General features: G+C 68.4%; 13 protein-coding genes. 1 reads left to right on the forward strand and 12 read right to left on the reverse strand.

Annotated elements, in window-relative coordinates; genetic code table 11:
• Window positions 1–83: 83 nt before the first annotated feature.
• The 8 genes from HNR16_RS09555 to HNR16_RS09590 all read right to left on the reverse strand — a co-directional run bounded on the left by HNR16_RS09555 (window position 84) and on the right by HNR16_RS09590 (window position 8348).
• On the reverse strand, window positions 84–1124 hold the full coding sequence (locus tag HNR16_RS09555; RefSeq protein WP_158041947.1) for a fumarylacetoacetate hydrolase family protein: 1041 nt from the start codon (window positions 1122–1124) through the stop codon (window positions 84–86).
• Window positions 1121–2161, reverse strand: a complete 1041-nt coding sequence (locus tag HNR16_RS09560; protein ID WP_158041946.1) for a VOC family protein — start codon at window positions 2159–2161, stop codon at window positions 1121–1123. Before HNR16_RS09560 ends, HNR16_RS09555 begins: the two co-directional genes overlap by 4 nt.
• A 69-nt stretch (window positions 2162–2230) precedes the next feature.
• Window positions 2231–3178 (reverse strand): LysR family transcriptional regulator, encoded by a 948-nt coding sequence (locus HNR16_RS09565; protein WP_158041945.1) that lies wholly within the window; start codon window positions 3176–3178, stop codon window positions 2231–2233.
• A 5-nt stretch (window positions 3179–3183) separates the two neighbouring features.
• Entirely contained in the window at window positions 3184–3807 is a 624-nt protein-coding gene (locus HNR16_RS09570; protein ID WP_179558181.1) for a TetR/AcrR family transcriptional regulator, read from the reverse strand.
• Window positions 3808–3823: 16 nt separating this feature from the next.
• Complete coding sequence (locus HNR16_RS09575; protein WP_218868421.1) at window positions 3824–5809, reverse strand: acetoacetate--CoA ligase; 1986 nt, start codon at window positions 5807–5809, stop codon at window positions 3824–3826.
• Entirely contained in the window at window positions 5806–6414 is a 609-nt protein-coding gene (locus HNR16_RS09580; RefSeq protein WP_158041943.1) for a cupin domain-containing protein, read from the reverse strand. Before HNR16_RS09580 ends, HNR16_RS09575 begins: the two co-directional genes overlap by 4 nt.
• Before the next feature lie 2 nt (window positions 6415–6416).
• Window positions 6417–7424 (reverse strand): fumarylacetoacetate hydrolase family protein, encoded by a 1008-nt coding sequence (locus HNR16_RS09585; protein ID WP_158041942.1) that lies wholly within the window; start codon window positions 7422–7424, stop codon window positions 6417–6419.
• Between the two features lie 147 nt (window positions 7425–7571).
• A complete protein-coding gene (locus tag HNR16_RS09590; RefSeq protein WP_158041941.1) occupies window positions 7572–8348 on the reverse strand; it encodes an SDR family NAD(P)-dependent oxidoreductase in 777 nt (258 codons plus the stop codon).
• A 216-nt stretch (window positions 8349–8564) separates the two neighbouring features.
• Between HNR16_RS09590 and HNR16_RS09595 the strand changes: the two genes are divergently transcribed.
• A complete protein-coding gene (locus HNR16_RS09595; protein ID WP_179558182.1) occupies window positions 8565–10175 on the forward strand; it encodes an FAD-binding oxidoreductase in 1611 nt (536 codons plus the stop codon).
• A 61-nt stretch (window positions 10176–10236) separates the two neighbouring features.
• Here HNR16_RS09595 and HNR16_RS09600 read toward each other — a convergent pair whose 3' ends face one another.
• The 4 genes from HNR16_RS09600 to HNR16_RS09615 form a co-directional block, all read right to left on the reverse strand.
• Complete coding sequence (locus HNR16_RS09600; protein WP_158041939.1) at window positions 10237–11265, reverse strand: AraC family transcriptional regulator; 1029 nt, start codon at window positions 11263–11265, stop codon at window positions 10237–10239.
• Window positions 11266–11293: 28 nt separating this feature from the next.
• Entirely contained in the window at window positions 11294–12346 is a 1053-nt protein-coding gene (locus HNR16_RS18815; RefSeq protein WP_158041938.1) for a cytochrome P450, read from the reverse strand.
• A gap of 190 nt (window positions 12347–12536) precedes the next feature.
• Window positions 12537–13766 carry an NAD(P)/FAD-dependent oxidoreductase gene (locus HNR16_RS09610; RefSeq protein ID WP_158041937.1) on the reverse strand — a complete coding sequence of 410 codons (1230 nt, stop codon included), beginning with the start codon at window positions 13764–13766 and terminating at the stop codon, window positions 12537–12539.
• A 2-nt stretch (window positions 13767–13768) separates the two neighbouring features.
• Window positions 13769–14107 (reverse strand): non-heme iron oxygenase ferredoxin subunit, encoded by a 339-nt coding sequence (locus HNR16_RS09615; protein WP_158041936.1) that lies wholly within the window; start codon window positions 14105–14107, stop codon window positions 13769–13771.
• Between the last annotated feature and the right edge of the window lie 51 nt (window positions 14108–14158).

The following is a 14158-nucleotide window of genomic DNA, read 5'->3' on the forward strand; positions in this document are numbered from 1 at the left end:
CGTGCCGGACAGCCGACTACTTCTGGACCCGTCAGTCGGGCGGCACGTCGCGCTCGTGGGCGCTCCGCAGCTGGGTCGGGCTGTTAGGACACCGCCGACACGCGCGAAGCCTGCCACGGCGGCACCGTTCCACTCGGGCCACGCACGACGTTACGCTGCGCACCGAGGCCCGTGATACTCGCCTCCATCACATCGCCGTCGCGCAGGAACCTCTTCCAGTGCGAGCCATTCCCGGGCGGCGATCCGGTGATGAGCAGGTCTCCCGGTCGGAGGATCGCGATGGAGGACGCGTACGCGATCAGGCTCGGGATGTCGAACAGCAGGTCGTCCGTCGTGGCATCCTGCTTGATCTCCCCGTTGAGCCGCAGCTGGATCCGCAGCGCCGTCGGGTCGGGCACGAACCGCGCCGGCACCAGGTACGGCCCGGTGGGGAAGAAGGTGGGCTGGTTCTTGGCCCGGAACCAGTCCGTTCCGATCAGCGCCATGTCCGTGCGCGGCACGAGCGTGCGCGACGTGATGTCGTTCACGATCGTGTAGCCGGCGACGACGTCGTATGCGTCTTCGGCTGCGACGCGATGCGCCGTCCGGCCGATCACCACGCCGAGCTCCACCTCCCAGTCGATGTCGTCCCCGACATCGGGAAGCTGCACGTCGTCGAACGCGCCGCTCACGGCCGAGGGGATGCCTGTCCAGATGTACGGGTCGCCGGATCGTCGGCGCTCATCATTCTCGGCTGCCGCCTCCGCCCACAGCTCCTCGTCCGTCGCATCCGATCGCCCGAGCTTGTGGACGACGCTCATCTGAAGGATGTGCTCGCGATAGTTCGCTCCCGCCGCCAGGATCGGCCCGATCGGCTGCACGGGAGGCAGCACTCCGACACCCTCCACGGGGACGCCGCCCAGGCGCGCACGCTCGTCCGGATCGGCGACAACGGCCTGCAGCGCATCCAGGTTCGACTCCCATTCCGCGAAGAGGTCACCGGTGGTGCGTATCTCCGGGAGCACCTCCCGGATGTCACGCACCTGCCCGTCGACCACGAAACCGGGGAACGCGCCGGCTTCAGAGGTGAAGGTGCCGATCGCGAAAGCGGTGGTGTCGGGCGCGGCACCGTCCTCGTGGCTCATCGGGTCAGGTCCGCGGGCTCGTGCGAGTGTCGAGCGGCGGCGATGATCGCGTCCTCGCTGCCGGGGACGAGCCCCTGTTCCGTCGCCGTCGGCTTGGCGGCGAACGGGAAGGCCTCGAGCATGCTCGGCGGCAGCGAGACGTTGCGGTAGAAGTCGTCGGCCCCCAACTCGGGCGTCCACCGGTTCGGCTCCCAATCGGGAACGTAGTTGCGGTATCCGCCGGTGTTGACCTCGATGCGCAGACCGCTCGGCTCGCGGAAGTAGAGGTAGACCTGCTCACCGATGCCGTGCACACCGGGACCGTACTCGATGGGCGTGCCGTTCTCGATGAGCAGATCGGCGGCCCGCACCAGGTCCTCGCGTGTCTCGACCCACCAGGCGTAGTGATGGATGCGCCCGGGGGTGTCGGAGCTGTCCAGAAGGACTCCGAGGTCGTGGGACTTCTCGTTGGTGGTGAGCACGCCGAAGAAGGTCACAGGCGCTCCCGCGACGTCGAATCCGGCGAAAGCCATGCGGCGGAAGCCGAGGGTGTCGCTGTACCAGTTGGCGAACCCTTCGACGTCGGCCGCCGCGATCGTCACGTGATCAAGGTGGCGTGGGGCCAGTCCATGGCCGATGCGGCGTTCCGGGCGATCGGGGTACTGGGATGCGAACTCTGCCGGCGCCGCATACTTCTCGGCCTCCCAGAACAGCTGCATCGTGTGGCCGTAGGGTCCGGTGAAGACATAGGAACGCCCGATGTTCGCCGCGGGCTCGTGCCACTGTCCGGCGTGACCGGCCGCCTCGACGCGCGAGACGGCCTCTTCGAGGGCCTCTGCGCTGACGGTGCGCCATGCCATCGAGACCATGCCCGGAGCATCCCCGCGAGAGAGCACGAGGCTGTAGGTGTAGTAGTCGCCCCATGCCCGCAGGTAGATCTTCTCGTCCGTGCGGTTCACGACGCGGAGCCCGATCTGCTCCTCGTAGTAGCGGGCGGTCCCCTCGAGATCGATCGCGTGGATCTCGATGTGGGTGAGCTGTGACAGCAGGGTGACCATCGTTGGTCCTTCCGTTCGGCGGCAGGGACGTCCCTGTCCGTCCCACCACGATCCCTTAGGGGTGGACTATCACGGAAGACGAATCTCACTATGGTCATCATCGGCATTCGCAATGAACTCCTCACGGATCCGAGCCAGCACTCGACGCAGCCAGACGTGAGCCGTGCCGTGCTCGCGCTCCGGATGCCACCAGAATGCGTCGCGGACCGGGTCCAGCGCGAAGGGCGCCGGCACGACACGCACCTCGCGGTAGCCCTCGGCGACCCGGCGCGCGAGCGTGGCCGGCAAGAGCGCCACCCGCTCGGTCCCGCGCACGAGCGCGGGCACGGCGTGGAAATAGGGTGTGACGGCTGCGACGCTGACCTCGATGCCCTGGATCTGCAGTTGGCGGCGCGCCGGCGTCATCCCGTCCCGCGCCGCGAGGGTGTGCACCCACGGCCGTGAGAGCAGTTCGGCCGCAGAGGGCGTCTCCCCCAGATCGGAGTCGACATCGACGACGCATGCCCAGTCGTCGGTGATGAGATCGATGTGCGGCTGACCGGCGAGGTAGCCGTGCGGGAGGATGAGCCCGTCGATGGTGCGCAATGACTCGGGTGCCCCGTTCACGAGTCGCGAGTCGGCTGTCATGAACTCGAGCTGGACGCGAGGAGCCTCCGCCAGCAGCTTCTGCGTCAGGGCAGGGCCGAGCCGGGTGACGGCGTGATCGACCGCGGCGATCACATACGATCGGGTGCTCGTCGACGGGTCGAACTGCGCCTGCGACTGGAACACCCGTTCGGTCTCGGCCAGAGCCGCGGGCAGCATCGCGACCAAGCGCGTCGCGAGCGGCGTGAGCTCGTGCGATGCGCCTTTGCGCACCAGCAACGGATCGTCGAAGTGCGCGCGCAACCGTGACAGCGCCGTCGACATGGTCGGCTGCGACACCTGCAGCCGCTCGGCCGCCCGCGTGACGCTGCGTTCCTCGAGCAGCGCGCGCAAGGGTCGCAGGAGGTTGTAGTCGATCGTCCGCCCGAGCATGGGCTTCAGCGCGCGGCGATTCCCTCGAGGGCGAGCCCGAAGCCGTCGCGCATCGTGTCGGCGTCGAGCGCCCCCTCCTGAAAGAGCAGTCGGAAGTAGATCGGTGCGTAGATCCGCTCGGCGATCTCGTCCGCACGCCGGTCGGTGCGGATCGACCCCTCCTCGATGGCGCGCTCGATCAGCTCGCTTACGACTTTTCGACGTGGGCGCCAGAAGTGCTTCTTGAACTCCTCGAGCGTGGCCGGGTCGTACTGGCATTCGGCGAGGAGCTGCGCCATGAGACGCCCTTCGAACCCGGCGTAGACCGTGGCGAGCGAGAGGAAGTGCTCGCGGAGGGCATCGATCGCCGGAAGGTCCTCCCGGACCGGCGTCGCCAGGATATGATTCTCCAGGAAGGTGTCGATGATCACCGCAGCCTTGTTCGGCCACCACCGGTAGATCGTGGTCTTGCTCACGCCCGCTTCGCGTGCGATCCGTTCGATCGAGAGCTGCTGGATGGACACCGACTCCGGCTGGCGCTCGTCCAGCAGTTTCATCGTCGACTGCAGGATCGCCCGCCGGCTCTGCTCACTTCGGATCGCCATGGGGCGCCCCCTCTGCACATGTTCTATCCGATACGATACGTCCACTTGCGAGGGGATGCGGTCAACGGCGTGCGGGCTCGCCCCCTCGCAACTGCACCGCCGCCGCGTACTCCTCCAGCAGAGCAGGGTCATCGACAGCACCGGGATCCACGACATCCGCCAGCGACGCGCCCTGGATGAGCCGCTTCACCGGCACCTCCAGCTTCTTGCCGGTGCGCGTGTGCGGGATGGCCCGCATCACGATGAGATCGTCCGGGAGATACCGTGCCGAGAGGTTCTTGCGGATCGCCGCGGCGACGGCAGAGCGGGCCGCTTCCTCCGCGGTCCCCTCGGTGAGCTTCACGAAGAGGGGCATGTAGTAGCCCTCGGCGCCGATCTCGGCGCCGACGACGAGAGCCTCCGCGATCTCGGGAAGGGCCTCCACGACCGAGTAGATGTCGGCGGAGCCCAGGCGGATGCCGTTTCGGTTCAGCGTCGAGTCGGATCTCCCCAGCACCTGGATGCCCTTGTCGGAGATCTCGATGAAGTCGCCGTGGCGCCATACGCCGGGATACGTCTCGAAGTAGCTCGAGCGGTAGCGCGCCCCGTCATCGTCGCCCCAGAAGTACAACGGCATCGACGGCATCGGCTCCGTGACGACCAGCTCGCCCTTCCCCGCGGCCGGCCGGCCGTTCTCATCCCATGCCTCCACCTTCACGCCGAGCGCCGGCGCCTGGATGTAGCCGACGCGCACCGGGTCGGTGGGCGCACCGCCGACGAAGCAGCCGACGATGTCCGTGCCGCCGCTCATCGACACGAGCCAGACGTCGCCGACGTTGCGGTAGACCCAGCGGAACCCGTCGGCGGACAGCGGCGATCCGGTGACTTGGATCTCCCGCAACGCAGACAGATCGTGGTCGCGCCCGGGCACCGAGTCGGTCTTCGCGCACGCGTGGATGAATCCTGCTCCGACGCCGATCACCGCAGCATGGGTCTGGGCGGTCACCTCCCAGACGCGGTCGACGGAGGGGAACGTGGGGTTGCCGTCGACGAGCACCGCGACGGCTCCGACGCCGATCGCACTCGCGAGCGTGTTCCAGACCACCCAGCTCGTGGAGGCGACTCCGAGGTACCGATCCCCCTCGCGCACATCGCCTCCGAACAGCAGGAGCTGCAGCTCCTCCAGCAACGCGCCACCGTGGCCATGCACGATGCCCTTGGGTATGCCCGTGGTCCCCGACGAGAACAACACCCACAGCGGGTGGCTGAAGTCGACGTCGAGATACACCGGATCCTTCGGGCGATGCACCACCTCGTCCCATGCGATCGCCGGCACGTGCGTCCCGGGTGCGGGGACCCCCGGTGCATGACCGGTCACCCAGATGACCTGCTCGATCGTGGGCAGCTCGTCGATCACCTCCGATATCTCGGATCGCCGATCACGGTCGGACCCGGCCAGGCGGTAGCCCGGTGCAGCGATCAGCACCTTCGGCTCGAGCTGCTGGAACCGCGACACCATCGCGCCGGGCCCGAACTCCGGCGAGCACACCGACCACACCGCGCCGATCGCCGCGGTGGCCAGCAGCGCGACCACTGCCGCGGGGACGTTCGGGAGCACCGCCACCACACGGTCGCCGGGGGCGACGCCGAGCGCTCGCAGCTGCGCGGCAAGGGCTCCCACCTGCCCGCGCAGCTCGTCGAACGTGACCTCTGCGGTGACACCGTCCTCGGCGACGGCGATCAACGCGGTGCCCGAACGACCGTCCAGCAGGTGCCGTGCGAAGTTGAGCGTGCGCCCGGGGAACCAGCGGGTCTCCGGCATGGGCTCGCCGTTGCGCACGGGGCCGGGCTCGCCTCCGAGCTGCACGCCGGCGAACTCGACGAGCGCCGCCCAGAATGCGTCGGGGGTCTCGACGCTCCATTCCCACAGTGCCTGGTAGCCCTCCGCGAGCGCCACGCCGCTCTCCCGGACGAACGCGGCGAAGCGCTCGGTCTGTGTCTGGGAGGCCGAATCCGGGTCCGGACGCCAGATCACCTCGCCCTCGGCAGCGGAGACGTCGACGATCACGCCGACTCCACCGCCTTCGCCCCGGTGCGGCGCTCGGCGATCTCCGCCGGACTGATCGGATCCGTGCCGACGAGCACGAACAGCACTCGTGCCACCTTGTCCGTCCGGTTCGACCAGGCGTGCGCCGTCGCACGTTGCACCGCGATGTCCCCCGCCCTCAGAGTGGCCTCCCCCTCGTCGACCAGGAGCGTGATCTCGCCCTCGAGCACGACCGCGTAGTCGATCGACTCCGTCCGATGGAACCAGAAGTGCTTGGCGGCGCTGTGCCCGCCCCCGGCCTGACGCTCCTCGTGCGCTCCGATCTCGTCGAACACCGCGTCGCCGGCATTCTGCGGATACACGTCGTCCGGAGGAAAATCGGCGATGCGCACGACGGTCTCGCCGACGGCCGGGAAGTCGATCTCGGCGCCGGCGGGCGCCGGGTCCTCATCCGTCACGTGGTCGACCGCACCGGCCGGCGCGAACCACGCGACCGTCGCGCCGAACCCGGGGATGGTGGGGGAACTGAACGTGTTCGGGGCATCGGCGTCATCGAACAGGATGACGGCGCGCCCGTGGTCATCGTGACCGGTGACGACGCGCCGGACGGGCTTGCGCGTGATCACCGTCAGTTCTCCTCGAACGGGAATGGCTGCGGGGTCGGCCACCAGGCGGGCGACTCCTTCTCGGTGGCGATACGGTTTCGCAGTGTCCCGACGCCCTCGAGCTGGAGCTCGAGCACGTCTCCCGGCTGCAGGAACCTCCCGAGCTCGACGCCGGCGCCGAACGCCATCGTGCCCGAGCCGATCAGGTCGCCCGGCTGAATGCCGTTGAGCTCCGACACGTATGCGATGGTCTCCTCGGGCGTCCAGATGAAGTCCTCGACCTTGGTGTCGGACCACACCTCGCCGTTCACGCGAACCTGACCCGTGAGGCCGAGGACCGTCGGGATCTCGTCGACGGTCGTGATCCACGGTCCGATGCCGTACGCGAAGTCCTTCGAGTGCTGCGCCCCCATCCCGATCGGCGATTCGAGCTTCTGCACGTCGCGCAGGCTCCAGTCGTTGAAGATCGTGATGCCGAACACATGGCTCCATGCGTTCTCCGGCGTCAGGTTGCGACCCGGCTTGCCCACGATGTAGCCGATCTCGAGCTCGTAGTCGAGCTGCTCCGTGATGCTCGGGTACGGGATGATCTCGTCGTGACCGTAGATCGTCGAGGTGGTGCCCTTGAAGTAGCCGGGACGCTCGTAGACGGCCCGCGTGGGCGTGGTCTTCATGACGTTGCCGAAGAAGTTCTTGATGTGACCGTTGAAAGTGAGGGAGTCGCGGATCACGGGCGGCTTGATCGCCGCCGTCCAGGTGACCTCGCCGATCGGCAGCGCGGCGTCGTCGGCCGACTCCAGCGCCTTGTGAGCGGCCTCGAGGAAGAAGTCGCCGGCCGATATGCCTTGCGTGAGATCTCGGAAAGTCGCGTGCGCCAGGTGGCGTGCACCCTCGACGCTCGCCCCGCCCTTCTGCAGCGCGAGCGCGTAGGCCTTCTTCAGATCGATGACCCGCTCGTTTCCAGGCTCGGCGGCGACGACGCGGGTCTCGCGTCCATCGGGGCCGTCTACGACGATGCGTCCGAGTTTCATGGTGGATCTCCTTTGGTTCCCAAGCTCGCTCAAGCGTACGGTACGGACAGTATCGAATGTCAACCCCATGACAGGAAACGCCGCGCACGCACGACGACGATCCGGCGGGGTCGAACCCCGCCGGGTGTCGCGAAGCAGGCTCGGTCCCTACATCGTGTTGCTCGCGCCTCCGTCGACCGAGATGTTGATCCCGGTCACCCAGGCCGCCTCGTCGGAGGCGAGGTACAGGCCCGCATAGGCGACGCCGAGCGGATCTCCCGGCTTGCCGTCGATCGTGCGCGCGACGATCGGCGCGACGGGGGCCTTGTCGCCGAGCTGCTCGTACATCGCCTGGATGGGCGGCGTGCCGATCACTCCCGGACTGACCGAGTTGACGCGGATGCCGACCGCGATGCCCTCCGCAGCAAGCTGCCGAGTGAGCGCGACCACTGCCCCCTTGGCCGCAGCGTGGGCCGCCTGCGGGAGATCACGCGCCCCCTGCAAGGCCGCGCCGGAGCCGATGTTGACGATGTTGCCGCCCGCGCGCACCAGGTGGGGCCAGGCGAGCTGGCTGGCATGCCAGACGACGTCCAGCTCATTGCGGATCGTGAACCGGTAGTCCTCGACGGGCTGCCCCTCGAACGGTCCGAACCTCGGGGCACTCGCGTTGTTGTACAGCACGTCGATGCGTCCGTGACGCTCGGCCGCGCCGTCGATCCAGCCCTTCACGGCCTCGCGGTCGCTCAGGTCCAGTGGGGCCGTCGAGTCGATGGTGCCGCCCTCGGCCCCGATCAAGCCCATGGTCTCCGCCGCGCTCTCCGGCGTGAGCGTGCAACCCACGACCGTCGCCCCCTCACGCACGAAGAGCTGGGCGGTGACCCTGCCCATCCCACTGCCGATGCCGGTGATCAGCACCACCTTGCCTGCCAGGCGACCAGTCGTCATCGCCGTTCCCTTCTCCGTCGTTGTCGATCGTCCCGCCTCCTCGCGGAACCCCTCGGAGCGAAGCACACTCCCGCGCCACACGGCACTGATGGTGCAGGCACTGCACGTCTCTGTGCGGCACGTGCACTGTGCGCCCACCGCGGCCCTCTCCGGCGATAAGGGTTAACCGTCGACATCCGATCGACCCCATGTCCGCTCAAAGGAGAGATGAGAGCCATGACCGACGAGCTCACCACAGCCCGCCCACTTCCGCCGGGGGTGACGGAGACCGAGCTGAACGAGGCGCTCGCCGCGTTCGCCCAGGCCATCGGCGCCGACAAGGTCGCGACCGACGAGGATGCCCTCGCCCCGTTCCAGGACCCCTACCAGGTGCCCGGCGAGTCCGCCCTCCGACCGTCCGCCGTCATCGCCCCCACCTCGGTCGAGGACGTGCAGGCCGTCGTCAGGCTTGCGAACCGGTACAAGGTGCCGCTCTGGCCGATCAGCCGCGGCAAGAACAACGGCTACGGGGGCGCCGCACCCTGGGTGCGCGGTGCGGTGATGATCGACTTCCGCGGCATGCAGAAGATCGAGATCAACGAGGAGCTGGGCTACGCCGTCGTCGAGCCCGGCGTGAGCTGGATGGACCTGCACGACGCCATCGAGGCCGGCGGCCACGACCTCGTCGCCTCGATCGTCGACATCGGCTGGGGTGGCGTCGTCTCGAACACCCTCGAGCACGGCCTGACATACATGCCGTACTCGATCGACCAAGCATCGCACTGCGGCTTCGAGGTCGTCCTGCCCGACGGCGAACTGTACCGCACAGGCAACGGCGGCATGGACGACAACCCGACCTGGCCGCTCTACAAGCGCGGTTTCGGGCCAACGGCGACAGAGCTGTTCATGCAGTCCAACTACGGCATCGTCACCAAGATGAGCTACTGGCTGATGCCGAAGCCCGAGATCTACCTGCCGCTGTGGCTGCAGGTGTGGGACGACGAGCAGATGCCCGCGGTGGTCGATGCCCTGCGCGAGCTCATGCTCGCCGGCACCATCGACATGCGTCCGCAGCTCTCCAACACCCTGTGCATGGCCTCGATGCTGTCCGCCCGCTCCGACTGGTACGACGGTGACGGCCCCATCCCCGAGGAGGTCATCGACCGGATCGCCAAGGAGCTGGGCCTGGGCCGCTGGATGATGCGCTTCGCCCTGTACGGTGATGAGGCCGTCGTCGATCACAACTTCGCGAAGCTCAAGACGCGCTTCGAATCGATCCCCTCCGTCACGATCCTCCCGTCCGAGAAGCACACCGCCGACAAGTGGGAGACCCTGCCGAACCCGCACGAGCGCGTGCAGATCGGCGTTCCCAGTCTCGACCTGTACAAGATGGTCGGCTGGTCAGGCGGTGACGAGGGCGGGCACGTCGACTTCTCGCCCGTCATCCCGTTGACGGCGAAGGCTGCGGCCGAGGCCCAGGAGCTGTTCACACGACTGACCGCCGAGGCGGGGATGGACTACCTCGGCGGCATGCTTCCCATCAACGCCCGCTCGACGACCTTCATCCTGGTCATTCCCTTCGACACCAAGAATCCCGAGCAGGTGCACCGCGCCTACGAGCTCGCCAAGAAGATGGTGTCCGAGGCCGGCCGCCTCGGATACGGCGAGTACCGGGCCCACTGGTCGCTGAGCGAGACCGTGGTCGAGCAGTACGGATTCAACGACCACATCCAGAACCGCTTCAACGAGAAGATCAAGGACACGCTCGACCCGAACGGCATCATCGCGCCGGGCAAGTCGGGGATCTGGGGAACGCGACTGCGCGAGGCGGGGTACCCGCTGGCGTGAGCGGGCTCGACGGGATGGCCTCGCCGTTGCGGCGGGGCCGCCCCGCGTCCCGGGCCGGTGCTCAGTCCGCCAGGAGCGATCGCGAGCGCTCCCTCGTCTCCGACGGCCTCTCGCCGAACTGCTCCCGGTAGCTGCCCGCGAACCGGCCCAGGTGGTGGAATCCCCACCGGGCTGCGACCTCCGACACGGCCAACGCATCATCGAGCAGGTCTCGGTGCGCTCCCTCCAGCCGCAGCCGCTGCAGGTGCGCCATCGGCGAGATGCCCAGCTGCTCGTGGAATGCCTGCTGGATGCGTCGCACCCCGGCCCCGGCCGCGTCGGCGATGTCCCCGATCGTCCAGGCGTACTCCGGCGATCGCTCGAACGCCTCCACGACGCGCTGCACGCTCGCCCAGCGCGGCGGGGCGCGATCCGCCCGCATCGCGCTCGTGTAGTCGTTCTCCGATGCACGCAGCAGCGACGCCACGACGAGCCGCTCGAGCTCCTGCCGATGGCGGGCAGAGGTGCGCCCGAGGCTGCCGGGCTCGCTCAGCTCCGCGACCAGCAGCCCCACCGTCCTCAGCCAGCTCTGCGCGCGCGGGCTGCCGAGGTCGAACGCGCTGTCGAACCGCGGGGGCCCTTCGACGGAGTGGCCCGCGAGATTCGCGACCTCGCGGGCGATCGCGCCCGGCCGGATCCGGATCATAAGCAGCGTGGTCTCGGCCTTCCAATGGGGAAGCACAGCGCCCTCGCCTGCGCCGTTGATCGACGCCGTGACCGGCCCCACGTCCACGATGCGCGACGGGAAGTGGCCGACGATCCCGCCCTCGAGCGCGACGACCACCTGATACCCGGGCATCGGGCCGATCCTCGCTTGCACGTCGACTCCCATCCTCACCACGCCGACGGTGAGGTCGGTCAGCCGGGCCGAATGGAGGGTCGAGACCAGGGCGGGCGCTTGCGGTCTCTCCCGCATCAGGGAGGTCGCCGGAGTGGGAAACGCTGACTGGAGGCCGTCGACCATCGAGCCGAAGTCGCGCGTACGGCGCGTTTCGAACGCAGACAGGTAGTGCTCGATCGGCCGGTCGAGCCCCAGCGCGTTGTCGCCCATGGGGATCTCCTAGAAGCGCGTCCCGCCGTCAGACGGCCTGCAACGAGACCTCGATACTGCGCGGGGCACGGAACACCCATCCGGTGACAGGGATGTCCGCACCGTCCTTGAGTGTGATGTCCTTCGTCGCGGCGAGCAGCTCCTCGAACATGATCCGCTCGACCTGACGGCCGAAGAAGTGTCCCGCGCAGAAGTGCTGGCCACCGCCGAACGCCTGATGCGCCTTCTCGTTGCGCTCGATGTCGAAGACGTCGGGGCGCTCGAAATGCGACTCGTCGCGGTTGGCCGATGCGAGCACGGTCTCCACGAGGTGATCCTTCGGGATGCTCACGCCGCGGAACTCGATGTCGCGGGCGGGCTGACGACCCGTGGTGCCGATCGGGGCGATCCAGCGCAGGCCCTCGAGAACCGCCTGGGGGATCCACTTGGACTGGTCCTCGCGCAGGAGTCCCCACTGATCGGATTCGAAAAGGCCCAGAGCACTCGAGGATGCCGCGTGCCCGGGTTCCTGCATGCCCCCGAGCAGGAGGATCTTCACGGTCGACAGGATGTGGTTCCTGTCGCGGGGCTCGCCGCCTTCGCGATTGGCCCAGAGCATGTGGGACAGCATCGAGTCGTCGGGCTTCTTGGCGAGCTCGTCGAGCACCGGGAGGAGAACCTCCTCGATCTCGCGCGCGGCCTGATCCGAGATCTCGTAGATCGCGGGGTCGTTCATGACGTTGGCACCGCCCTGCGCGAGCATCTTGAACCAGCGCACCAGGGTCGCGGAGTCCACGTACGGGTCCAGGCCCATCACATGGCGAAGCGCCTCGACGCTGACCGGCTCGAAGTACTCGCCGACGAGGTCGGCCTCGCCGCGCGCTGCGAGCTCGATGGCGTGCCCCCGGGCGATCGGGCGCACGGACGCCTCGATGAGCTTCGAGATCGGGCGCGGCTGCAGCTTCTTGTCGACCCCGGCACGCAGGTCGTCGTGCATCTCGCCGCCCACCAGGGTGATGACGGGGTCGCCGAGGGTGCGCCGCAGCGGCTTCTGCGACGAGGCGGACGCCCAGGGGTCCTTGCCTGCCGCGACCTCGGCCACGTCGTCGAAGCGAGTGACCCAGTAGATGTGCAGCTGGGGCAGGTAGGCGACGGGAGCGTCCTTGCGGAGTCACTCGTAGATCGGATACGGATCGTCGAACAACTGCTGAGGACTGATCGACTCGAGGAAGGTGTCGGTGGCGGACATGTCATTTCTCCTTTGAATGTGACGGGATTCGGGTTGTGGGCGATCAGCGGCCCGCGTACGCGGGTCGCGCGGAGCGCAGCAGTTCGCGCAGCGGGAGGGTGGGGTCCGCCAGCTCGGCGGCCTCGACCGGGATGCGCTGGTCGATGAGCCGCCGTGCGGCGCGCACGGCGTGGGGGTCGTTCACGGACACCGCGCCCACGAGCAGCCGGCCTTCCAGATGGAAAGCGACGTCCTCTCCGCGGAACACGGCGGTGCCGTCGCCGGTCATGCGTCCGACGCCTTCGACGTGCACGTCGTAGCGATCCGACCACCACCAGCCTGCGCCGCGCGGCGCGGGCGCCTGCCCCACCAGCACGGCGGCGAGCTCGAGCGCGTCGAGTCGTGCTGCCTCCCAGTGCTCCTCGCGGCGGTGCAAGGTGCCGTCGGTAGAACGCGTGCGTGCGACGTCGCCGATCGCGTGCACCCGGGGGTGGGAGGTGCGGTGGTCCCGGTCGACGAGGATTCCGTTGTCGACGTCGAGGCCGGCGGCTTCGGCCAGCTCGACGTTCGGGACGATCCCCGTCCCGACGACGACCGCGTCGATACGCAGTGCCGTCCCGTCGCTCAGCTCCGCCGACCATCCATGGCGTGCGGCCTCGAGCGACGAGATCGTGGCGACGCGCACATCGACCCCGTGTGCCGCGTGCATGGCGTGCAGCCGTTCGGCGAGCGGTTGCCCGACGGCCGGAACGAGCGGCACTTCCACATTGTCGATCAGGGTGACCTCGACACCGCGAGAGCGCAATGACGCCGTCAGCTCCGCACCGATGAGGCCGGCCCCCGCCACGAGGATGCGGGCGCCGGGCACCGCGGCGGCACGGATCGCGAGCGCGTCCGCGAACGTGCGCAGGACGTGGACCACCGGCAGGTCCGAGCCGGGGAGCGCCAGCCGCCGCGCGCTGCCGCCCGTGGCGAGCACCACGGCATCGCCCTCGACGACGGTGCCGTCGTCGAGGGTCACGGCCCCGGCATCCGGGTCGATGCCCACGACCGTCCGCCCGCTGAGCAGCCGCAATCCGAGTGCGTCCAGCTTCCCGCCGCTGGCGAAGGCGAGACCGTCCAGCGCGATGTCGCCGGCGAACGCGGCTTTGGACAGCGGCGGCCTGTCGTACATCGCAGGCTCCTTCTCGATGACGACCACCTCACCGCGGTGTCCGAGCGAGCGCAGCGCGTCTCCCAAGGTGTATGCGGCCAATCCGCCGCCGACGACGACGATCCGCTCCGGCGTGTCCATGCTCAGGCCAGCCGCTCGGGATTCGGGACGATGAGGATGTCATCGCCATCGACCTCGACCGTGTGCGCCGCGACATCCGTATCGGCCGGTGCCGAGAGCACCTTCCCGTCGCGCAGGCAGAACCTCCCGGTGTGCAGCGGGCACTCCACGACACCGTCCTCGATCCACCCTTCGGACAGCGAGGCCAGCTCGTGGCTGCACGTGTTGTCGAGGGCGAAGTACTCGCCGCCGTCTTGGAACAGCGCGATGTCGTCGATGGTTCCGGTGAGAGACCGCGGAACGAGGATCGCCTCGCCGTCCGGGATGTCGCCGAGCTTCGCTGCGGGAATGCGTTCGACCATGGTGGTGTGGCCCCCTTCGTCGTCGAATGGGTAAAACGTGGTTCGAAACGT

Source organism: Pseudoclavibacter chungangensis (assembly GCF_013410545.1).
Taxonomy (GTDB): domain Bacteria; phylum Actinomycetota; class Actinomycetes; order Actinomycetales; family Microbacteriaceae; genus Pseudoclavibacter; species Pseudoclavibacter chungangensis.